Genomic DNA, 20,714 nt, shown 5'->3' on the forward strand with positions numbered 1-20,714 from the left:
CTCAATGTGCGTAGAGATAGGCGGCCAGGTCCTTAGCTTCCTGCTCTGAGATGCCCGTCTTGGGCATCGCCGTCTGCGGCGAAAAGCTCTGCGGCGAAACGATCCATGCAACAAGGTTGTCGGAGCGGTTTTCCAGCACACCGGCAATATAGACGTGTTTGGATAACCCGGTGAGTGGCGCGCCGGTTTGGCCGTCCGCCCCCGGTATGCCCGGAATGGTATGGCAACCCGAACAACCATAGCGACGAAAGAGTGCGGGAGCGCGCGCCGGATCGCCACCGGTCAGCGCCACAGCTGCGGCCGTCCTTGTCTGACTGTCGCGTATTGTATTGGTAACCACAAAGGCGCTCAGCCCGGCAGCAACAGCGGCGGCAACCCAGACTATGGGGCGAGGGGCCAAGCCGGCAACATCAGGCATTTCGCGCTCCTCTCTCGCTGGAACCGCGGATCCAGAGCGCCAGCATCGTCATCGCCGCAGCTGCATAGATGGTACCGGCCGGCACCCACATGATCATGCCGGCCAGTTGCTGATCCTCCAGGGGTGTCAGCCCCCAGGCAGAATCGGTTTGCGTCTGGGCGATATAGAGAACGCGCGGTGCCAGCGCCATCAAGGCGCCGAGGATGCTCGTGTGTAACATCGTCAGGAACATGTGCCAGGCAGCGGCGCCGTAGTCGCTTTTCCAAACGACCGCCCACCAGAACAGGACCGCCGTTGCAAAAAAACTGAGGTGCTGGAGGCGATGCATAGCGGTATTGGTCACGGCTGCGTCGAACAGGAAGGGCAGGTGCCAGCCCCAGATGGCGACACCATGGATGGCGGTGGCGCTGGTCGCTCCCGTGCTCCAGTCCCATGACCGCCGGATGAGGGGAGTTCGCATGGCAGCGCCTAAGCCAAGACGCGCTCGTTTTGGCAGACCCCATAGAAGGAGGCCGACCGGGCGCGCAAGCACGATCAACGGTGCCGAGACGGCCATGACGATCTCGTGTTCGATCATATGAAAGGTAAAAAGGTGTTCTCCGAGCCAGTGGAGCGGCGAGATCAGCGCGCCCGCGAGAGTCAGCATGCCGCTGTAGAAGAACAAGCTTTGGCGGTGCCTCGCTCCAAGCCGGCGCGCCCGACCTGAAAGCCTCACGATGCCGAACGTGTAGAGTGCGCTGATCACGGTGATTGGTAGCACGATCCACGGATCGAATGTCCATGCCGACGCAGCCGTATGAGGATCGTCTCCATGGGCCAGCGCCGGAGCGGCCATCATCAGTGAGATCAAGGTGCAGATCAGCGCTGACATGGGTCCAGCAGCATCGACGCCGCCCCCTGCAATAGCAGCGCAAAGACAAAGGCGGAGGCGATCACAAATCCCGCATCGATGACAAACCGCTCGGTCCGGCCGACGGGTCTTGGCGCGAGACGAGAGGCAGCAGCCCCTGCAATCGACATCAACAAGAGGGCCGAGCAAAGGGCGGGTGTCCAAACCATCTGTCGCCGGCAATCGAGGTAGGGGGTGATCTGCCCAAGCTGCGTCCCCACGGCCCAGGCCAGCGGCGGCACGACAAGTCCGCCATATCGCATCCAGGTTCTGGTCATAGGCGCGGTACCCAGTAGAGACAGACATACATTGGCAACCAGGTTGCCACCACGAAGTTCCAGTACATGGCGTTGTCGCTGACATCGCCGTAGCGCCGCGGATTGTCGCCATGCCTGGAAAACATCAGGCAGGTCAGCACCAGCGTGTCGAGCAGGTCGGTTATGATATGGGTCGTGTGCAGTCCAAGCATCACCCAAACGATCGAGCCGTAGGCATTCTGGTCCCACGAGACGTGCATGGCCGGAAATTCGAAGATACGAACGATGAGCGGCGCCACCCCCAGCAGCGACATGATGATCAGGCCGACACGGACCTTCGCCAAATTCTGCTGCCGTGCCCAGCGGGCAATCAGGACGTTGGGAAGCAGGCTGGCAATCAGCAACGCCGTCAAGGCCGTTCCGGGCAGCAGATCGGGGGGCGGTGCATTCGACGGCCAGTGCGGTGCCAGGCTCATGAGGTAGAGGTAGACAACGATCGAAAGCGCAAAGCCTGTTCCCTCGATCAGCATGAAGGCAAGCGTTCCCCACCAGGTCAGGCTTGCGGTGCCAAGCCCATGCGGGGGCAGTTTCGTGAGATCGAGTACGACGGATTGTTTCATGAGTCGTCCTCCGGAGTGCCTTTCGGCCAGAACCATCCGATCAGGGCAATCGACACAGGGATCGATCCCCAGACGACTGCCCAGGGCGTGAAGATCGACCAGATCAACAGCACCGTGGTTGCGAGTGCCGACCAGAGCGGCCAGATCGAGTTGTCAGGTGACGACTCGCGCGCCTCTGGAAGCGCTTCGACGACGCTGCTGACGATCAATTCGCGACGGTCGACCGACAGGCCGGAGGCAACGGGAAGCGTTTCTGATTTCTCTGACAAGGGCGCGAGACTACTGACCACCGGCAAGCGCGAGAAATTATAGGATGGCGGCGGCGACGAGGTCGACCATTCGAGCGTCGATGCGTCCCAGGGATTGTCAGGCGCGGCCGCACCGGAGACGGCGCTACGGATGGCATCGATAAAGAACAGCAGGAAACCGGCCGCAAGGATGACGGCACTCAGGCTAACGAACATGTTCAAGGCAGACCACGGCATTTCCGGCTGATAGGTATAGATGCGGCGCGGCATGCCCTGCAGCCCGAGGATATGCATGGGAAAGAAGGTCAGGTTGAAGCCGGTAAAGATCAGGCCGAACGCCCAGCGACCGAGCCTCTCGCTCATCATTCGGCCGGTGATCTTTGGGAACCAGTAATAAATCGCCCCGAGCAGCGGAAAGACCGCGCCACCCACAAGAACGTAATGGAAGTGAGCAACCACGAAATAGGTGTCGTGAACCTGCGTGTCGAAGGGCACGGAGGCCACCATGACGCCTGTCATCCCGCCGATGACGAATATCACCATGAAGCCGATGACGAACAGGAACGGCGTCTTAAACACCGGTCTGCCGGCCCACATCGTCGCCAGCCAGCAGAATATTTGCAGACCAGCAGGAATGGCGATCGCCATGCTCGACGCCGTAAAGAAGCTTTCGCCCAGACGCGGCAGCCCGGCGACGAACATATGATGCACCCAGAGTCCGAAGGCCAGAACCCCTGTCGCGACCAAAGCCATTACCATGGCAAGATAACCAAACACGGGGCGCCGCGTAAAGGTCGCGACGATCGTCGAGACCATGCCGACGGCCGGCAGGAAGATGATGTAGACCTCCGGGTGGCCGAAGAACCAGAACAGGTGCTGCCACAGCAGTACGTCGCCGCCCTCGGCCGGATTGAAGAAGTGCGTGCCGACCAGCCGGTCGAGGATCAGCGCCGAGCTGGCGATCATGATTGCCGGCATCGCCATGATGATCAGAAAGGATGTGACCAGCATCGACCAGACGAACAATGGGATCCGGTCGAGCGACATGCCGGGTGCGCGTTGCTTGAACACGGTGACAACGATCTCGACCGCGACGGCCAGCGCCGAGACTTCGGTAAACGTGATCATCTGCGCCCAAATGTCGGCGCGTTTTCCAGCAGCATATTGCGGTCCAGATAGCGGCACGTAGGCAAACCAGCCGACGTCAGGGCCAGTATCGACCGCAAAGGCGATCCACAGCAGCAGCCCGCCGGCCAGATACATCCAGTAGGAAAACGCGTTGAGGCGCGGGAAGGCGATGTTGCGGGTGCCGACCATCAGGGGCACGAGATAGACCGCCATCGCCTCCATGACTGGCACGGCAAACAGAAACATCATGTTCGTGCCGTGCATGGTAAAAATCTGATTGTAGCGATCGGGACCGATAAACCGCGCTTCGGGCTCGGATAGTTGCAGCCGCATCGCCATCGCCAGGAGCCCACCGAGCGCCAGAAACACGAAGGCCGTCACGATGTATCGGCGGCCGATGATTTTATGGTCGACGGTCGAAAGCGCGCCCCACACCCCCGCAGGTGTCGACCAGGTCTGTGAGAGACGGCGGTCGAGCTCGATCTCGCCCAATCCGGTATCGCGCAGATCCTGGCCGTCCTCCTTGATGGTCATTTAAGGCTCTCCATATAGGCGGAGATATTCCGGAGCTCCACGCTTGTTAGGGGAACCATCGGCATGTTGTTGCCCGGCTTGAGGGTCTGCGGATCGGCAATCCAGGCCGCGAGCGACCCGCGTGTGGTTTCGAGAAGCCCGGCCGCAATCGTCTGACGGCTGCCGACATGGGTCAGGTCGGGGCCGGTGGTGCCGATGGCCGGAGTACCGCGAACCGTATGGCATGCAGCACAAGGTTTTGACAGAAAAGCGAGCTTTCCGGCGGCAGCCTCGGGGTCCGTCGGCATCACGCCGTTTTCGCGTTGGACCGCAATCCACCGCTGATAATCCGCAGGCTCATCGGCAATGACCATCATCGCCATGTGAGTGTGCTGCAGGCCGCAAAATTCGGCGCACTGGCCGCGATAGTTGCCGGGCCGTTCCGCTCGCAGAAGAAGACTGTTGCTGCGGCCCGGCACGAGATCCTGTTTGCCCGCAAGGCTCGGCACCCAGAACGAGTGCACAACATCCGCACTTTCGAGCTGGATCCGAACATCCTGACCGACCGGGATATGGATTTCGTTGGCAGTCTGGAAGCTGAGCGCCGGATTGGCGTCGGCATAGATGACCTGCCACCACCACTGCTGCCCCCTGACGGTGATCGTCAGCGCTGCGTTTTCCGGCAAACCGATGCCGCGTGTGGTGTAAAAGCTTGCGATCGTCAGACCTGCGATAATCATGACCGTCGCGGCAACGGCACTGCCAACGCTCATCGTCAAGGGCCGTTCACGGGCCTCGCCGCCGTCGCCGGACCGTTTCCGCAGCAGTGCCCAGCCGAGCACGATCATGACCAGTAGCCAGACGACCGTGCAGATGACGGTTATGCCGATGATCAGGTGCTCGACATGGATCGCCGGAGCGCCCTGAGGATCCAGAGCCGACTGGTTGCCGCTACAGCCAGCGACAGCAGCAATCATCGACAGCGCAAGGATCCGAGCGGTTCTCAAGGGGAGGGCCCCTGGTCTGGGTGGGCGCCGACCGGTCCTTCGTTGAACAGGATCTTCGCCGGCGCCCGGTTTTCGGCCGGCCGCGTGTGGCGGTCGTCCCTGCGACCCGTCGCCGCCATTTTGGCCGAATAGTCGCCGATGGTCTGGACATAACCGGCCAGTTGCCAGATTTGCTCGATCGTCATCCGGTCACGAAAGGCCGGCATGCCGTGCGGGCGACCGTCGCGGATCGACGCGACAATCGACACCATCTCCGGACCATACAGCCACCAACCGTCGAGGAAGGAAGGACCTACGTTTCCGCGCCCGTCGCCGTGACACTCTTGGCAGCGGAACCAGCTATAGAGTCGCTGGCCCTGGCCGAGATTATACGCGTCGCTTTCGTAAGGTTTCCCCTCAGCGAAATAACTCTCGGGCGGCGCACCGCTGATGCCATTGGACATTAGCCGGAACCGGTCGAGGTCGGCGACGACGGGTGGATCCGTACGGAGTTCCCGCGGCTGCCGAGCCCAGCCGAGAAGCGCGGCCCCGGCGGCGACCAGCAGAAAGGTTGCCAGAAACGACCACTTTGCGTCGTTGATGCTCCCGAACATCATGTGCTCACCCGGTCACCCCCTCAATCATCTGGAACTTCTAAGGATCGACCGAGACGCACCGGAAGGAGCTTGTAGGAGGGCGTTTTCGATTTCGGATCATGGTGAGCCAGCGGAAAGAGCGGGTTCGTCTCAGGATAATACGCGCCGCAACATCCCCTGGGAATATCATAGGCAACGATCCTCAACGCCGTCACAGTCCGAACGTAGTCTGTATCGATAGCAGTGGTCAGATCGACACTGTCGCCATCCTTGAAACCAAACCGAAGGATATCCTCCGGGTTCATGAACACCACCTTGCGAGTGCCTTCCACACCGCGAAATCTGTCGCTGTACCCATAAATCGTGGTGTTGAACTGGTCGTTAGATCGCAGCGTCGCCAGGTGGAGGACGTCGGTGCTCCGCGCCGTCGAAAATTCCGGAAAGAGTTTCTCCGGCGTCAGGAAGTTCGCCTTGCCGCTCTTCGTCACCCACTTGCGTTCGCGCGCCGGCAGCGGCCTGACAAACCCACCCGGCGTAAACAGGCGTTTATTGAAATCCTTGAACGTCTCCGGGTAGGTTCGCTCGATCGCATCGCGGATCTCCGCGTAATTCCCGACCCAGCTTTCCCAGGGTACCTTGGTTTCGCCGAGGGTCGCCTTGGCAATGCCGGCGACGATTGCCGGCTCCGAAAGGAGTTCCGGGCTTGCCGGTCTCGTCTTGCCGCGGGAGCCGTGGAAATGGGCGATGGAACTCTCCATCGATACGGCCTGCGGACCGGTCGCCTGCTCGTCCAGTTCGATGCGACCGAGACACGGCAGCAGATAGGCAATCTCGCCATGGACGACATGGCTGCGATTGAGCTTGGTGGCGATCTGCACGCTAAGCCGCAGCCTACGCCACCCTTTTTCCATGGCAATCGTGTCGGGGACGGCTCTCAGGAAGTTGCCGCCGAGACTGATGAAGGCTCGCGACTGCCCGCTCATGATCGCCTCACAGGTCTCCACCGTCGAGCGGCCCGTCCAGCGCGGCGGTTCGAAGCCGTAGAGTTCAGAGAGCTTGTCCAGCGGCGCTAAGCCCGGCTTCTCGGTGATGCCGACAGTCCGCTGTCCCTGGACGTTGGAGTGACCGCGGACGGCACAGATGTTGGCGCCCGGTTTGCCGATATTGCCGCGCAACAGTGCCAGATTGCAGACCATATGGACGTTCTGGACGCCCATAAGCTGTTGCGTCAAACCCATGCCATAAACCAGCATCACCGCCTCGGATTCGGCGTAGGTGGCCGCTGCCTGCGTCATCTCATCACGGCTGAGACCTGAAACCCGCTCCAGCTCCTCCCACCGATGGCCGCGTGCGGCGTTGGCGAATTCCTCGAAGCCGGTGGTGTGCTCCTTGATGAAGTCATGGTCGAGGACATGCTTCTTGTCGGCGGCCGCAATCGAGGCCGCAAAGGCAACCATTGCAGCGTTATCTGGATCCTTTGGTTTGCCGTCGTCACCGGCGACACGGCTTTGATGGGAGGCTTTCAAGGCATCGTCGGCTTCGATCAGCGCCTTGCAGACGCCAAATAGTGCGGCGATATCGCCACCGTTGTTGACCTGATAATATTCGGAGGAAATCTTCGTTTCGTTGCCGGTGAGCATCTGCGTCGGCGACTGCGGGTTGACGAACCGCTCAAGGCCGCGTTCGCGCAACAGATTGAAAGTGACGATCTTGACGCCGCGATCGACGGCATCCTGGAGATCGTGCAGCAAGCGCGGCGACGACGTACCAACGTTCTGCGCGATGTAGAAGATGCAGTCGGTATTCTGGAAGTCCGAAAGGACGGCTGTTCCAACAGCGGCCCCGATGCTTTCCGGAAGAGCGACCGATGAGCTCTCGTGACACATGTTGGAGCTGTCGGGCATGTTATTGCTGCCGTACATGCGCGCAAACAGCTGGTACATGTAACTCGTTTCGAGCGATGCCCGACCCGACGTGTAGAAATCGACCTGATGCGGGTCGAGAGCGCGTAGCTCCCGACCGATCTCTTCGAACGCCTCGGCCCAGGTGACCGGAAGATATTGATCGGTGGCTGCGTCCCAGCGCATCGGATGCGTCAAACGACCTTGTTCTTCGAGGTCGTGATCGTTCCAAAGCTCCAATTCGCGAAGAGGATGTTTATCGAAGAATGCCCGGTCGGCACGTCGCGATGTCACCTCCCAGGCTGTGGCTTTGGCCCCATTCTCGCAGAACTCAAGAGGGTGAGTCTTGGCAGGTTTTGCCCAGGCGCAACTCACGCACATATAACCTTCCGGCTTGTTCTGCGCCGATAGCAGCTTCGGCCCACGCAGAGCGACATGCTCTTTCAGGGTGATCTCGGCCACGGATTTTGCAGAACCCCATCCGCCCGCAGGTCCGGAATAGGGCTTGATTTTGGGAGAGCGTGTTTTCGACGTCATGGATGCCTCAAGAGATACCACGAGGCGAGCCATCTCGGTTGAGGCTCCTCGGTTATAGTAAACCTTCGATGTCGCACCAAGTTCCGCTGCGCCGGGAAGGCGCAGCTTGCTTCATAGCTCTATCCTCGAAACTCGCCCTCGTTCATGTCGCGCTCGTCATAATTGATGTGCCAGTCCGCGGAGTCTTTGCCCTTGCCGGGCGTTTTCTTGTTGACCGTCGCGTCGTCGGAATGAGTGATCACGCGCGGCTTGGCGCTGCTGACGCCGTTGTTGGATCCACCAGCATGGTTGCTTTCGGACTGCCCTCTGGCGTCCTGTTCAATCTGCGCCTTGGACGGTTTGCCATTTTTTGTCATGATTGAGCTCCTGAGCGTTCGGACCGGCGGTTTCTCACATCCTCCTCGGCCTGCGTCTCGCCCACCGCGCGGCGCAGTCCCTTTTCTGCCTCTCGAGCCAGACGCGTGCGACGCCGGGCGGCGGTCGGATTATCCGCAGCGCGAGAAGCATCCGTTTCGGCTGGAACCGTCTCGAGATCATTATTTTCGAGTGCCCCCCATGACGGATCCCATTCGACGCCTTCTGTCAGCTCCACGAAGATCGGCTCGCCGCAACCTCCATTGTGGGATTGGGCCAGTTCGAAAGCAGCCTCCGGCTCCATCTCCTCACCAGGAAATATCGAATCGTCTTGCCCGGTCTCGGCGATCTTGCGGACATATCCGCGAACTTGATTGCCGGAATGATAGAACTTGATCACCAGTGACCCGGCAGACGCCGCGCCAGCAGAGTAAGGCATGTAGTGAGCGCCTTGACCTGTAGCGCTGGCCTCGCCGTCTGCCGCCTGATACCAGTGCGCAAGATCCCGTCCTTCCGGCCGCCCCTCGCTTTCCCAGATCTGATAGGCGCGCAGTCTTTTTTCCTCTTCGTCGATCATGACTGCCTCCTGACTTTTTCACAGCACTACTTGTTGAGGTCCTTTGCCATCATCAGATGGTGTTCCAGAGCTGGACGTGTACTGGCGGCCCACGCTTTCAAATCGGCATTGTCGCCTTCATCGCCATATCGCTTGAACAGATCGACCGCATCTTCATGCACGGACTCCTGATCAGAGTGGTATTGCTTGTTGAAGTCGGCGCCCTGAAGGCCGTTCAGCTTGTCGAGCATGCTTTGCTGACTGGATGTCATCGCTGCCGGAAGCGGTGCTTTGACCTTGCCGCTGGTCACCAAGCCCTTGAGTTCATCCGTGGTCTTCTGGTGATCGGTAAGCATCTGCTGGGCAAAGGCTTTCGTTGCTTCGTCACCACGCTCCAGGGCAAGCTTGCTCGAGGCGATCTCGAACATATCGCTGGTGGCGGCTTCCTTGACGAAGTCTTCCGTCTTCGGCGCGACGCCCATCAGCGAATTGACGCCTGTTTTTTCGGCGGCAGATTGCGCGAAGGCCGGACCGGCAAGCACGAGGGCAAGCGAAGCGATAGCAAGATGTTTCATAGGGATCTCCTGAATTGTCATCGCCTAAAAACGGATTTGCCAGCCTGACTGTTCCACGGAAAATCGACCGAGCGGAGCGCGGTGCCCGCTGCCAAGATATCGACAAGAGAGACGCGCCCGGATGAAGGGTCTCCAGGTGCGCCTCCAGATCGGTGGATTAATCCACGACTTTCAGAACGACCTTGCCGCGGATATGGTTCTCCTTGAGGGCTGCCTGCGCTTTTGCGGCCTCGCGAAGCTCAAAGGTGCTCGCGATCACCACCTTGACCTTGCTCTCATCGATCAAGTCCGCGATTTGCTGCAATTGAGCGCCGTTCGGCTGCGCGGTGTAACGGGCAGCGCGAATGTTGCAATCAGCAGCGCGCGCCTCGTCCGGCTCCTGCAGCGTGGAAATCAACGCGCCTCCCGGTTTCACGACTTTGAAGCTGCGCTCCTGGGTCTCACCGCCGACCAGGTCGAACACGAGGTCCACAGGCTCAACGAGGTCCTCGAATTTTTCGGACTTGTAATCGATCACCTGATCGGCGCCGAGGTCTCTGGCGAACTCTTTGTCGGACGCCGATACAGTGGTTGCGACCCAGGCGCCCTTTGCCTTGGCGAACTGAATGGCGAAATGTCCGACCCCGCCGGCGCCACCGTGGATAAGAACGCGCTGGCCCTGCCGCAGACCGCCCTGGTCGAAGAGACCCTGCCAGGCGGTGATGCCGGCAAGCGGCACGGCGGCCGCGCCGACCGCATCCAGTGATTTTGGCTTCGCGGCGACTTCGTCAACTCGTGCTAGGACGAATTCCTCGTAGCCGCCATGTTCTGGCGAGAGAAACGCAAAGACCTCGTCGCCGATGAGGAAGCTTGAGACATCGTCGCCGGCGGCCGCGATTTGTCCGCTGACATCGCGCCCGAGCACATAGGGCAAGTCCTTCTCGGTAACCACAGGACATTTCCCTTCGCGCATCTTGGCATCGACCGGATTTGACGCTTGCGGCAAAGACTTTGATGAGGACTTCGTTAGCAGACGGGATCGGACGGTCAATTCCCTCGATTGCCATGACCTCCGGTCCGCCGAAGCGATGAATGCGCACAGCCTGCATGATGAAACTCCTTTGATGTTCGGGATTTTTTGTTGTTCAAAACGGAAACCGCACCGCAATGCGATCGTTCCCTTGCAGTCGGCGCGCAGGGAACAACTCGGCTGATGATCGGTTTCGCTTTGCGAGTTGGAGGTACCAACGCTTCCCGAACATCAGGCTGTTGGAACAGCCGGCCCATTTTCACAGCAGGAGCAACTATGTCTTTGAAAGCACTTGCCTTGAACGGCACTCTGAAATCCTCGGATGCCTCAGAGCCATCCTCCACCGGCAAATTGCTCGAACTCATTGCCGAAGAGTTCAAGACGCACGGCGTCGAAACCGAGAGCATTCGGCTTTCCGATCATAACATCAAGCCGGGCGTGACGTCGGACGAAGGCGAAGGAGACGCGTGGCCAGCCATCCGCAAAAAGGTTCTGGAAGCCGATATTCTGCTGATCGGCACGCCGATTTGGCTCGGGCAGCCGGGAAGCGTTTGCAAGCGGGCTCTCGAGCGGATGGACGCGTTTCTCGAAGAGACCGACGATCAGGGCCGCATGGTGTCCTATGGCAAGGTCGCAGCAGTTGCGGTGGTCGGTAACGAGGATGGCGCCCACCTCGTTTCCGCGGAAGTGTTTCAGGCCCTCAACGATGTCGGCTTCACGATTCCGGCCAATGCGGTTGCCTACTGGGTCGGCGAGGCCATGGGATCGACGAACTTTGTCGATCTCAAAAAGACCCCGGAGGCGGTTCAGACGATGATATCGATGCTGGCGCGCAATACGGTTCATCTCGCCAAGCTTCTGAAGAAATCCCAATATCCGGGCGAGGAGGGCTAGCAGGCAATGCCGACGACCACCCGCAAGGCGCAGGTCCCGCCTGCTCTTGCAGAACCCCATCCACAGGCAACAAGTTTGAGCGCGTTGCGGCACCAAGCTGAGGCCTGTGAACGCTGTGATCTCTACCGGGATGCTACCCAAACCGTGTTCGGCGAAGGCCCGTCCGAGGCAAGGGTTGTGCTGATTGGCGAGCAACCGGGAGATCAGGAGGACATCGCCGGCAAGCCTTTCGTCGGCCCCGCGGGTAGGCTGCTCGACGAATGTCTGCAGGAAGCCGGCGTTGATCGATCACTCTGCTACGTGACCAATGCGGTCAAGCACTTCAAGTTCGAACGACGCGGCAAACGGCGCCTTCATGCCAAGCCGAACGCCGGTGAGATACAACGTTGCGCCTGGTGGCTGAGCGGCGAACTTGAGCTCCTGCGGCCTGACCTTATCGTGGCGCTCGGGGCGACAGCCCTCTACACTCTGATGGGTCGATCGGTCGGACTGACCAAGGAACGAGGCCACGTTCTACCGGCGGCAAGCGGCACGCCTGTCCTGGTCACGATCCATCCGTCCTATCTGCTCCGGATCCGCGATCACGATGATCGTGAGAGCGAGCGCCAGCGCTTTATCAGCGACCTCAAGAGCATTGGCGACCATCTGAATGCGTCACTGATAACGGCACGGCAAAATGCTTAAGGATCGAAACTCCCGACGGCCGGTAGTTCCGGTTGCGGTCCGAGCTGTTCCTCATCGGTCCAAAGGTTATCGGCGAGATCGCCCAGCGATTGCAGCACGAGGCGGCGGGGCCAGCCGGCAGCAACGGCTTCCTCGATGATCGACAGAAACGACGGTTCCAAAGCCTGCTGGCATTCGAGATCGTCGTCGCGCGGATTGTCATTCGGCGCTTTTATGACCGGCATAGCCACTCTCCCTTCAGCATCAAACGAGAGGCTCTTTAGCGCTTCGGCTGCTTGCCAAAGTCCTTGCGCAACTCGTCCTTGGCGCGATTGAGGGTCGCCAGGCGTGATCGAGACAACTGCTTACCGGCACGATTGATATAGAAGGTAAGCATCGACATCGCAGACTGGAAAGGGCTGGCCTTTCGCCGCGGGCTTTCCTCCGCGGAATGCTTGAGCGAATCCGCGATCTTCTTGGCGCTGCGCTGCTTGAACACCCCGCCTTCGAGGTCCATCGCATCGCTGTTGTCGGTCACGTCCTGCGACCATTTCTGCTTGGGTTTCTTTTTCGGCATCGGATCCTCCGCATGTGAAGCGGCGCCCTGGGTCAGGCGCCATATCAGGGTCAATGATGGGCGTGGTGCTCATTGCGTTTGCGAGTGGCAGCGGCCTTTTTGGCCGAAGCGGAACGCTCTTCCTTGGTCCGCGATGCAGCAGCGGCACCACCCCTGCGCCCGCCTTTTTCGGAGGATGCATGGTTTTCGGCATGGCCACGGCCCGATCCGGACTTCTTGCCACCGCCGCTCTCCTTGTTGACGGTGGCCCAGGCGCGGCGCTCGGCTTCCTTTTCGGAAACGCCACTATCTTTATAGCCTTCCTCGATATGCTCGGCCTTGCGCTTCTGCTTGTCGGTATAGGCGGACTTGTCACCTTGGGGCATGGAACATCTCCTTGACTGACATGAGATTTGACGCAGGGAAAACTGCGGTTTTCGACCAAAGTTCCGCTGACTGTGAATTGTGATCGCGTCTCTGCGACTGACGCTCAGGACGTCCGGATCGAACCGCTCCAGATCGGATTTTCGGAGCAGAAGGGATCTGCCGCCATTGCGGAACCAACACCCGGAAACAAGGGTTTGTTGCAGACCTATTTTGATGTGACCCAAGAGGCATCGATATGACACAGACCGTCGGCGATTTCGTCGTTTCCCGTCTTCACGTGTGGGGCGTCCGCCGCATGTTCGGCTATCCCGGCGATGGCATCAACGGCGTGTTCGGCGCGCTGAACCGTGCCGGCGACAAGATCGAGTTCATCCAGGCACGCCATGAGGAGATGGCCGCGTTCATGGCGTCTGCCTATGCGAAATTTTCCGGCGAGCTCGGCGTATGTATCGCGACCTCAGGCCCAGGGGCGGCACATCTCGTGACAGGCATGTACGATGCGCGAGCCGATCATCAGCCGCTTCTTGCCATCGTCGGCCAGCAGGCAAGGGGTGCACTTGGCGGACACTACCAGCAAGAGGTCGATCTCGCGGCTCTTTTCAAGGATGTCGCCGGTGACTTCGCGCACCAGGCATCGACACCTGCGCAAGTTCGCCATCTCATCGATCGCGCCGTACGCATCGCGCTGGCAAATCGAACGGTGACGGCGCTGATCCTGCCCAATGACTTACAGGAAATGGCTTACGAAGAACCGGCGCGCGCCCACGGGACCGTCCATTCTGGGTTTGGCTATCGAGCCCCCAAGATCGTGCCATACCAAGAGGACCTGCAAGCCGCAGCGGATGTCCTCAACGCCGGCGAAAAGGTTGCAATCTTGGTGGGTGCCGGCGCGCTCGGCGCAACCGACGAGGTGATCGCCATCGCCGATCGGCTTGGTGCCGGGGCTGCGAAAGCATTACTTGGCAAGGCCGTACTTCCCGACGACTTGCCCTGGGTCACAGGGTCGATTGGTCTTCTCGGAACTGAGCCCTCCTGGGACCTGATGCGCGACTGCGACACGTTGTTGATGATCGGTTCCGGCTTTCCCTATGCGGAGTTTCTGCCCGAGGAAGGACAGGCGAAGGCGGTCCAGATCGATATCGAGCCGGGCATGCTGTCGCTCCGCTATCCAATGGACGTCAATCTCGTCGGCGACGCGAAGGAAACGTTGAACGCATTGCTGCCCCTGCTTGAGCAGAAAGATGGCAAATGGCGCAACCGCATAGAAAAGAACGTTGCCGCCTGGTGGAAGCTCCTTGAGGAACGGGCCCACGCCGAAGCCAATCCCGTCAACCCGCAATTGGTCGCTTGGGAGCTGTCGTCACGCCTGCCTGACAACGTCATCTTGACCAGCGATTCCGGCTCCTGTGCGAACTGGTATGCGCGCGATATCAAGATTAGGCCCGGGATGATGGCGTCGCTTTCGGGCGGACTGGCATCGATGGGTGCGGCAGTTCCCTATGCTATTGCTGCCAAATACGCCCATCCGGACCGTCCTGTCATCGGTCTCGTCGGCGATGGCGCCATGCAGATGAATAACATGGCGGAGCTGATCACCGTTTCAAAATACTGGCGTGACTGGGCCAACCACCGCTTCATCATCTGCGTTTTCAACAACGAGGATCTGAACCAGGTGACCTGGGAGCAGCGGGTGATGGAGGGCGATCCGAAGTTCGAGGCCTCACAAGGCATTCCGAACGTGCCGTACCACCGGTTCGCCGAACTCATTGGCCTCAAAGGCCTGTTTGTCGATCGCCCGGAGAACCTGGGGCATGCTTGGGACGAAGCACTTGCCTCGGACCGGCCGGTGCTACTCGAAGTCAAGACCGACCCTGAAGTCCCGCCGATGCCGCCACACCTGACGTTCGAGCAGGTCAAGAACCTCACCTCGACGCTGATAAAAGGTGATCCCAATGAAGGAGGCATTATCCGCGGCACGGTGCGGCAGGTATTGAGCTCGGTGCTTCCCGGAAAGAGCGACGGGTAGTGTCTGTGGACCTATTAAATCACCCTTCAGAACAAGGTCGCAAGCAAATCGGTCAGACAAGAGGAAGACGCCCTGGCAAGGGCATCAGACGTCTCGGTCGATGGATCTATGCAGAGGCTATTCCGTTTGGAGCGCTCGGCTAAGGGCCGCACTGACCTGGTCGGGCGACGCCGGTTTTCCGAGCATTTCGCCCTTGCCAAAGACCGCTCGTTTTCGATCAGCGAATCCGGTTCTCCGGAGTAGACGACAAAGGGAACGCCAAGATCTGAAAGGCGTCGAACGACGGTGGTGCAGATCCCGTCCGACAGTCGCGGGTCGATGATCGCGGCGGCTGGTGTGTGGGCGTCCAACCAGGCCGAGGCGTCCTTGCACGTCGAAAGTGTCACATGGTCCTGATGGCCGCTTTCAACCAGCGTCTCCTCAAGGTCCAGCGCGATAAACGGTTCGTCTTCGAGGATGAGGATCGTGGACACATGAATCTCCTGCCACCGCCGTACGCACGTTTGAGGCCGGGGCTGTAAAAAGTGGGCTCCGGAACTTGTGCCGCCGACGGGAATTTTGCCGTAGAACTGTAAAATTAGGAAGTAGCATGAAGCCCAAAGTCCTGGTCGTCGAAGACGAACCCCTCTTGCTCTTGGCCGCCGTGGATCTGGTCGAAGAAGCCGGGTTCGAGGCGCTTGAGGCAATGAACACCGCGGATGCGGTGCGGATCCTGAAGACTGTGCCAGAAGTCTTTATCCGGTTCACCGATATCGACCTGCCGGGCTGGATGGACGGCCTGAAACTCGCCGTCTCCATCCGCGACCGCTGGCCAATGGAGATCATCGTGGTCTCCGGCATGAAAATGCCGCGCCCAGACAAACTGCCGTCGCGAGGCGTATTTTTCGCCAAACCCTGTGACTCCATTGCTGTCACAAAAACGCTTGTGGCGATGGCTGCGTAGGGAGACCAGAATGAGAGGGCCCTGGATCCATCTCTGCATCGACATGCAACGGATCTTTGCAGAGGAAACGCCCTGGCACGTGCCGTGGATGAAGGAAGTTTGTCCGCAAGTCGAGGAACTTGCAGGGCGCTTCCCGGAGCGCACCATCTTCACCCGGTTCATTACCCCCTCGCGCTCCAGTGACATGCCCGGCATGTGGCGGGACTATTATGAAAAGTGGTCGCAAATGACGCGCGAGCGTCTAGACCCCCAGATGCTCGATCTTCTGCCCATCCTGCAACGACTGGTCCCTCCCGCGCGCGTTTTTGACAAGATGACCTATTCGCCGTGGATGGGCGACACGCTTCATGGGATACTTTCGGCCGAGGGCGTCGGCACCGTGGTTTTGACCGGCGGCGAGACTGACGTCTGCGTTCTATCGGCGGCACTAGGAGCAATTGACCTCGGTTATAGCGTTATCGTTCTTCGTGACGCCGTCTGTTCCGGCGCCGACGAGACCCATGATGCGTCGCTCGAACTGCTGGGCGACCGTTTTTCGGTGCAGCTCGAACTCCTCATGACAGAGGAATTTTTGCAATCAGTCTAACCCGAATTCGCGTCGAGTTCATGTGGTTCACGCTGCTCGGCGCCGATCATCGATTGTGTTGGCTATCGCTTCAACGGATCATTTCGTCAGTTTTGGCCTGGAGCGCCCTCAGGTTTCGGTTTTGAGAATGCTCCATCAGGAGCAAGAGGAGCAAAACGACAAGGGTCAGAGCATGTTGTGAGAAGAAACCATTTCTGCCGAAAATCAAGCCCGACACCGACCGCGCACCAACCCGCCGCCGACAGAACAGCTGCCGCGACATCATGACGATGTCGCGCGAGTGCAACGGCAATCTCTGGATCCGAAGAAATCGTGATCGTCCGGCCATGGCGGAGAAATGCGCAGCCTGCCTCCAGGTTCTGCTCTCTTACAACCATGCGAAAGGGAACAACTTCTCGAAGTCGTGGTTTCCGTCGCAGCACGGCATGACGGCCGCGGGAGGAAGATATGAAAGCATTAACCTGGCACGGCAAGCACGACATTCGATGCGAAAGCGTTCCTGACCCGCAGATTGAAGAAGGCCGCGACGCGATCATCAAGGTCACCGCCTGTGCAATCTGTGGCTCCGACCTCCATCTGTATAATGGGATCATGCCCGATATGCATAGTGGCGACATCATGGGACACGAAACCATGGGCGAGGTTGTCGAGGTCGGCAAGGACAACAAGAAGCTCAAGCTCGGCGACCGCGTCGTCGTTCCCTTCACCATCTCCTGCGGCGAATGCTTCTTCTGCAAACGCGGATTTTTTTCTGGCTGCGAACGAAGCAATCCCGATCCATCGAAAGCGAAGAAGCTTTGGGGAAGCTCACCTGCGGGGCTATTCGGCTACACGCATCTGCTCGGCGGCTATAGCGGGGGGCAGGCAGAATATCTGCGCGTGCCCTATGCCGATGTCGGTCCGATCAAAGTGCCCGAGGGACTGACAGACGAGCAGGTCCTTTTCCTGTCCGACATCTTCCCGACCGGCTACATGGCGGCCGATTTCTGCAACATCCAGCCGGGTGATACGATCGCCATCTGGGGCTGCGGTCCCGTCGGTCAGATGGCGATCAAGTCCGCGTTCATTCTCGGCGCCGAGCGGGTCATCGCCATCGATACAGTGCCGGAAAGATTGGCGCTTGCCGAAAGATCCGGAGCCATCACGCTCGACTACATGGACAAGGATATTTATGACCGGATCATGGAGCTGACCAACGGCCGCGGCGCGGATGCCTGCATCGACGCTGTCGGAACGGAGTCAGACCCATCCGCCAGTTGGGACGCGCGTCTCGATCGCATCAAGGTCGCGACCTTTATGGGCACCGATCGTCCGCATGTGCTGCGTCAGGCGATCCATTGCTGCCGCAACTTCGGGACTGTCTCGATCGTCGGCGTTTACGGCGGCTTCCTCGACAAGATTCCCATGGGTTCGGCGATCAACCGCGGCCTTACCTTCAAGATGGCCCAGACGCCGGTGCAGCACTACCTGCCGATCCTGATGGACCGCATCCAGAATGGCGAGATCGATCCATCGTTCATCATCACCCACACGGGAAGCCTGGAAGATGGACCGGATCTTTACAAGACGTTTCTTGAGAAAAAGGACGGCTGCATCAAGGTCGTTCTGAAACCCTGAGGAAGAGGAGCATGATCATGGGAAGCGCACAACAGAAAACCGGCCTCGCCGTCGTCACCGGCGCCTCGAGTGGTATCGGTTTTGAACTCGCAAAGATTGCTGCATCGAAGGGTTACGATCTGATCATTGCTGCCGACGAGGAGGAGATCAATGACGCGGCCGCCGAACTCCGCCGGATGGGAGCAAACGTCGATGCTGTCGTCACGGACCTCTCGACTGTCGAAGGCGTCGATCGGCTTGCCGAAAGCATCGAGGCCGACGGCCGCTCTGTCGATCTGCTGCTGGCAAATGCCGGGCGCGGGCTGGGCAAGGGCTTCCTCGACCAGGACTTCGCAGAGGCTCGCAAGGTCATCGATACGAACGTCGTCGGTACGGTCTATCTGATCCAGCAGATCGGCAACCAGATGCGGGCAAGGGGCGCGGGTAAAATCCTCATCACCGGATCGATCGCCGGGTTCATTCCGGGCAGTTATCAAGCCGTCTATAACGGCAGCAAGGCTTTCCTCAACAGCTTCTCGTTTGCCCTTCGCAACGAGCTTCAGGATACCGGCGTGACCGTCTCGTGCCTGATGCCGGGCCCGACGGACACGCGCTTCTTCGAGCGCGCCAACATGCTGGATACCGACGTCGGCCAGGCCGAGAAGGACGATCCGGCCGACGTTGCCAAGGTCGGATTCGATGCCATGATAGATGGGGAGGGCGATGTGGTCGCCGGTTGGAAGAACAAATTCCAGGCGGCGATGGCCAACGTCACGCCGGCGTCAGTTCTGGCGGCTCAGCATGCGAAGATGGCGGCGCCGGGAACGGCAAAGAACTGAGCAGACACCACTGCTCGGCTTCGGGAGGTCTGGTGCTATTGAGGGCCCCACCTGAGTGAGGCTCTCCTCTGCTTTCGCTAGTACTACATTCCTCGGAAGATTGTAATCGCCATTGCGAATCCCCATATGCGGGACTTGCTGAGCAAACCCTAGGGTTTGACTGCAGAGTTTGCCTGCGGCAGCAAACGCTTACCCTCCATGTTTTGTGACGGGCGAATCCCAATCAAATTGATGCCAGCCGACTGGCCGGCAAAGGAAACCCATTGAAAAAAATAAACATCGCTTCCGCGCCCGCGGCGGCGAAGCCGCGCGAGCGCGATGAGGCCGTTACTCGGCCGACTAAGAATAGGAAAATCTCTCCCTGTCTCCTCACCCGTCGTGAACTGCAGGAGCTGATCGCTGAGCAGCTCGGCTGACGGGAGAAGACTGGATCAAAAAAAGGAGAATTCGATGCAAGTGCTCGTCAGAGACAACAATGTCGACCAAGCCCTCAGGGTGCTGAAGAAGAAAATGCAACGCGAAGGGCTGTTCCGAGAAATGAAGGAACGGCGCGCTTACGAAAAGCCGTCTGAGCGCCGCGTTCGCGAAAAGGCGCAGGCAATCAGCCGCCACCGAAAGGCCGCACGTAAGAAGATGCAGCGTGAAGGCCTCATCGCCACACCAAAGCGGAAAGCATCCGTGCGTTAGTACTTTAGAAATCGCTCCGCCATGGGCGGAGCGGCATTCCGTGAAGGGTAAAAGATGGAAGAGCTCACCAGCATAACAATTTCCGAAGAGCGTCTGGAGGATTGTCGTGACGTCATCGAACCTGAATTGCAGGATTTGATCCGGGATGCGCTGCGGGCGGGTTTCTCGCGCGAAGAAATCCTGATTGCCGTCAGCGAACTGGTCGCCGAGGACTTTGCGACCGTGATGAAAACGCCGAGCGTCCATTGAGACGACAGGCAGCTTGAGAACCAGATATGTGCGAGATGGAACAGCATGACCTCTTCGGCGCGATCGAGCCGGCATTTCCGGACGGTTTTCGCTATGCACCCGATGTCATCCCCGACGATCTGCAGCAGGCCCTTCTCGAAAAGATGCCCGGGCTGCCGTTTAAAGCTTTCGATTTCCACGGTTTCGAGGGCAAACGCAGGACAGTTTCATATGGCTGGAAATACGACTTCGATACGGCGCGTGTCCGAAAAGGCGAAGACATCCCGCCGTTTCTTTTTCCCGTCCGCGCGATGGCAGGCAGTTTCGCTGGAATCGACCCCAACCGGTTGGAACAGGCCTTGGTGACCGAATATGGTCCCGGCGCTCCGATCGGTTGGCACAAAGACAAATTCGTCTTCGGTCGCGTGGTCGGTATTTCGCTTCTCTCACCCTGCACGTTCAGACTAAGGCGGCGCCAGGGCGGCAAGTGGCAGCGCAGCTCGGTCATAGTCGAACCAGGATCGGCCTATGTGATGGCCGGCGAGGCCAGGACCCTTTGGGAGCATTCTATCCCGCCGGTCGATCAGCTTCGTTATTCGATCACCTTCCGCGAACTAAACAGCGCGGCATGAGGTCGGCGTGCAGCGGGCATATTACGGCGTCGACTATTCCCAAGCCGGATCGCCATTCATCTGCACAGTGAAACCTTTACCCGACAAAGA

27 protein-coding genes are annotated in these 20,714 nt (G+C 59.4%); 11 read left to right on the forward strand and 16 right to left on the reverse strand.

Annotation, left to right across the window (positions count from 1 at the left end; all coding sequences use genetic code 11):
• Window position 1: 1 nt before the first annotated feature.
• The 12 genes from FHT29_RS26145 to FHT29_RS26200 all read right to left on the reverse strand — a co-directional run bounded on the left by FHT29_RS26145 (window position 2) and on the right by FHT29_RS26200 (window position 10,509).
• A complete protein-coding gene (locus FHT29_RS26145) occupies window positions 2-418 on the reverse strand; it encodes a c-type cytochrome (RefSeq protein ID WP_112445860.1) in 417 nt (138 codons plus the stop codon).
• Window positions 411-1,289 carry a cytochrome c oxidase assembly protein gene (locus FHT29_RS26150; protein ID WP_112518398.1) on the reverse strand — a complete coding sequence of 293 codons (879 nt, stop codon included), beginning with the start codon at window positions 1,287-1,289 and terminating at the stop codon, window positions 411-413. The genes FHT29_RS26145 and FHT29_RS26150 overlap by 8 nt, the downstream gene beginning before the upstream one ends.
• Window positions 1,277-1,585 carry a hypothetical protein gene (locus FHT29_RS26155; protein ID WP_132526517.1) on the reverse strand — a complete coding sequence of 103 codons (309 nt, stop codon included), beginning with the start codon at window positions 1,583-1,585 and terminating at the stop codon, window positions 1,277-1,279. Before FHT29_RS26155 ends, FHT29_RS26150 begins: the two co-directional genes overlap by 13 nt.
• On the reverse strand, window positions 1,582-2,184 hold the full coding sequence (locus FHT29_RS26160; RefSeq protein ID WP_168600403.1) for a cytochrome c oxidase subunit 3: 603 nt from the start codon (window positions 2,182-2,184) through the stop codon (window positions 1,582-1,584). Before FHT29_RS26160 ends, FHT29_RS26155 begins: the two co-directional genes overlap by 4 nt.
• Window positions 2,181-4,094 carry a cytochrome c oxidase subunit I gene (gene ctaD / locus FHT29_RS26165; RefSeq protein WP_168600404.1) on the reverse strand — a complete coding sequence of 638 codons (1,914 nt, stop codon included), beginning with the start codon at window positions 4,092-4,094 and terminating at the stop codon, window positions 2,181-2,183. The genes FHT29_RS26160 and ctaD overlap by 4 nt, the downstream gene beginning before the upstream one ends.
• Window positions 4,091-5,080 carry a cytochrome c oxidase subunit II gene (gene coxB / locus FHT29_RS26170; RefSeq protein ID WP_246703123.1) on the reverse strand — a complete coding sequence of 330 codons (990 nt, stop codon included), beginning with the start codon at window positions 5,078-5,080 and terminating at the stop codon, window positions 4,091-4,093. Before coxB ends, ctaD begins: the two co-directional genes overlap by 4 nt.
• A complete protein-coding gene (locus FHT29_RS26175; protein WP_246703124.1) occupies window positions 5,077-5,676 on the reverse strand; it encodes a cytochrome c in 600 nt (199 codons plus the stop codon). Before FHT29_RS26175 ends, coxB begins: the two co-directional genes overlap by 4 nt.
• A gap of 20 nt (window positions 5,677-5,696) precedes the next feature.
• Window positions 5,697-8,093, reverse strand: coding sequence for an FdhF/YdeP family oxidoreductase (locus FHT29_RS26180; protein WP_168600405.1), 2,397 nt, complete (start codon window positions 8,091-8,093; stop codon window positions 5,697-5,699).
• 119 nt (window positions 8,094-8,212) lie between these two features.
• A complete protein-coding gene (locus FHT29_RS26185; RefSeq protein ID WP_112445852.1) occupies window positions 8,213-8,449 on the reverse strand; it encodes a hypothetical protein in 237 nt (78 codons plus the stop codon).
• Window positions 8,446-9,024 carry a DUF2934 domain-containing protein gene (locus FHT29_RS26190; RefSeq protein ID WP_132526525.1) on the reverse strand — a complete coding sequence of 193 codons (579 nt, stop codon included), beginning with the start codon at window positions 9,022-9,024 and terminating at the stop codon, window positions 8,446-8,448. The genes FHT29_RS26185 and FHT29_RS26190 overlap by 4 nt, the downstream gene beginning before the upstream one ends.
• A gap of 26 nt (window positions 9,025-9,050) precedes the next feature.
• A complete protein-coding gene (locus FHT29_RS26195) occupies window positions 9,051-9,578 on the reverse strand; it encodes a DUF4142 domain-containing protein (RefSeq protein ID WP_132526527.1) in 528 nt (175 codons plus the stop codon).
• A gap of 157 nt (window positions 9,579-9,735) precedes the next feature.
• Window positions 9,736-10,509 (reverse strand): NADP-dependent oxidoreductase, encoded by a 774-nt coding sequence (locus FHT29_RS26200; RefSeq protein ID WP_348644892.1) that lies wholly within the window; start codon window positions 10,507-10,509, stop codon window positions 9,736-9,738.
• A gap of 354 nt (window positions 10,510-10,863) precedes the next feature.
• Here FHT29_RS26200 and FHT29_RS26205 point away from each other — a divergent pair, with 354 nt between their 5' ends.
• Window positions 10,864-11,481 (forward strand): NAD(P)H-dependent oxidoreductase, encoded by a 618-nt coding sequence (locus tag FHT29_RS26205; protein WP_168600406.1) that lies wholly within the window; start codon window positions 10,864-10,866, stop codon window positions 11,479-11,481.
• 6 nt (window positions 11,482-11,487) lie between these two features.
• A complete protein-coding gene (locus FHT29_RS26210) occupies window positions 11,488-12,165 on the forward strand; it encodes a UdgX family uracil-DNA binding protein (protein ID WP_168600407.1) in 678 nt (225 codons plus the stop codon).
• Here FHT29_RS26210 and FHT29_RS26215 read toward each other — a convergent pair.
• The 3 genes from FHT29_RS26215 to FHT29_RS26225 are packed head-to-tail and all read right to left on the reverse strand — an operon-like array spanning window position 12,162 to window position 13,086.
• A complete protein-coding gene (locus tag FHT29_RS26215) occupies window positions 12,162-12,389 on the reverse strand; it encodes a hypothetical protein (protein WP_112445847.1) in 228 nt (75 codons plus the stop codon). The genes FHT29_RS26210 and FHT29_RS26215 overlap by 4 nt on opposite strands.
• Before the next feature lie 35 nt (window positions 12,390-12,424).
• Entirely contained in the window at window positions 12,425-12,721 is a 297-nt protein-coding gene (locus FHT29_RS26220) for a DUF3175 domain-containing protein (protein ID WP_112518394.1), read from the reverse strand.
• Window positions 12,722-12,771: 50 nt separating this feature from the next.
• Window positions 12,772-13,086 carry a plasmid stabilization protein gene (locus tag FHT29_RS26225; RefSeq protein ID WP_168600408.1) on the reverse strand — a complete coding sequence of 105 codons (315 nt, stop codon included), beginning with the start codon at window positions 13,084-13,086 and terminating at the stop codon, window positions 12,772-12,774.
• Between the two features lie 236 nt (window positions 13,087-13,322).
• On the opposite strand from FHT29_RS26225, the gene FHT29_RS26230 reads away from it, so the two are divergent.
• Entirely contained in the window at window positions 13,323-15,113 is a 1,791-nt protein-coding gene (locus tag FHT29_RS26230; RefSeq protein ID WP_168600409.1) for a thiamine pyrophosphate-requiring protein, read from the forward strand.
• Window positions 15,114-15,139: 26 nt separating this feature from the next.
• Here FHT29_RS26230 and FHT29_RS26235 read toward each other — a convergent pair whose 3' ends face one another.
• Window positions 15,140-15,586, reverse strand: a complete 447-nt coding sequence (locus tag FHT29_RS26235; protein ID WP_246703126.1) for a hypothetical protein — start codon at window positions 15,584-15,586, stop codon at window positions 15,140-15,142.
• 116 nt (window positions 15,587-15,702) lie between these two features.
• Here FHT29_RS26235 and FHT29_RS26240 point away from each other — a divergent pair, with 116 nt between their 5' ends.
• The 8 genes from FHT29_RS26240 to FHT29_RS26275 all read left to right on the forward strand — a co-directional run bounded on the left by FHT29_RS26240 (window position 15,703) and on the right by FHT29_RS26275 (window position 20,624).
• The gene (locus tag FHT29_RS26240; RefSeq protein WP_113300442.1) at window positions 15,703-16,056 is read left to right on the forward strand and encodes a response regulator; all 354 of its coding nucleotides are present in this window, start codon (window positions 15,703-15,705) and stop codon (window positions 16,054-16,056) included.
• Window positions 16,057-16,066: 10 nt separating this feature from the next.
• Window positions 16,067-16,642: a cysteine hydrolase gene (locus FHT29_RS26245; RefSeq protein WP_113300443.1), complete on the forward strand. Its 576-nt coding sequence runs from the start codon at window positions 16,067-16,069 to the stop codon at window positions 16,640-16,642.
• A gap of 447 nt (window positions 16,643-17,089) precedes the next feature.
• Window positions 17,090-18,259: a zinc-dependent alcohol dehydrogenase gene (locus FHT29_RS26250; protein ID WP_168600410.1), complete on the forward strand. Its 1,170-nt coding sequence runs from the start codon at window positions 17,090-17,092 to the stop codon at window positions 18,257-18,259.
• A gap of 17 nt (window positions 18,260-18,276) precedes the next feature.
• Entirely contained in the window at window positions 18,277-19,077 is an 801-nt protein-coding gene (locus FHT29_RS26255) for an SDR family NAD(P)-dependent oxidoreductase (RefSeq protein WP_168600411.1), read from the forward strand.
• A gap of 263 nt (window positions 19,078-19,340) precedes the next feature.
• A complete protein-coding gene (locus FHT29_RS26260; protein WP_168600412.1) occupies window positions 19,341-19,493 on the forward strand; it encodes a hypothetical protein in 153 nt (50 codons plus the stop codon).
• A 34-nt stretch (window positions 19,494-19,527) separates the two neighbouring features.
• Complete coding sequence (rpsU, locus tag FHT29_RS26265) at window positions 19,528-19,764, forward strand: 30S ribosomal protein S21 (RefSeq protein ID WP_112445838.1); 237 nt, start codon at window positions 19,528-19,530, stop codon at window positions 19,762-19,764.
• A 54-nt stretch (window positions 19,765-19,818) separates the two neighbouring features.
• Window positions 19,819-20,013, forward strand: a complete 195-nt coding sequence (locus FHT29_RS26270; RefSeq protein WP_112445837.1) for a hypothetical protein — start codon at window positions 19,819-19,821, stop codon at window positions 20,011-20,013.
• 26 nt (window positions 20,014-20,039) lie between these two features.
• A complete protein-coding gene (locus FHT29_RS26275) occupies window positions 20,040-20,624 on the forward strand; it encodes an alpha-ketoglutarate-dependent dioxygenase AlkB (RefSeq protein ID WP_168600413.1) in 585 nt (194 codons plus the stop codon).
• Window positions 20,625-20,714 lie beyond the last annotated feature (90 nt).

Source organism: Rhizobium sp. SG741, assembly GCF_012275435.1.
GTDB lineage: Bacteria > Pseudomonadota > Alphaproteobacteria > Rhizobiales > Rhizobiaceae > Rhizobium > Rhizobium lusitanum.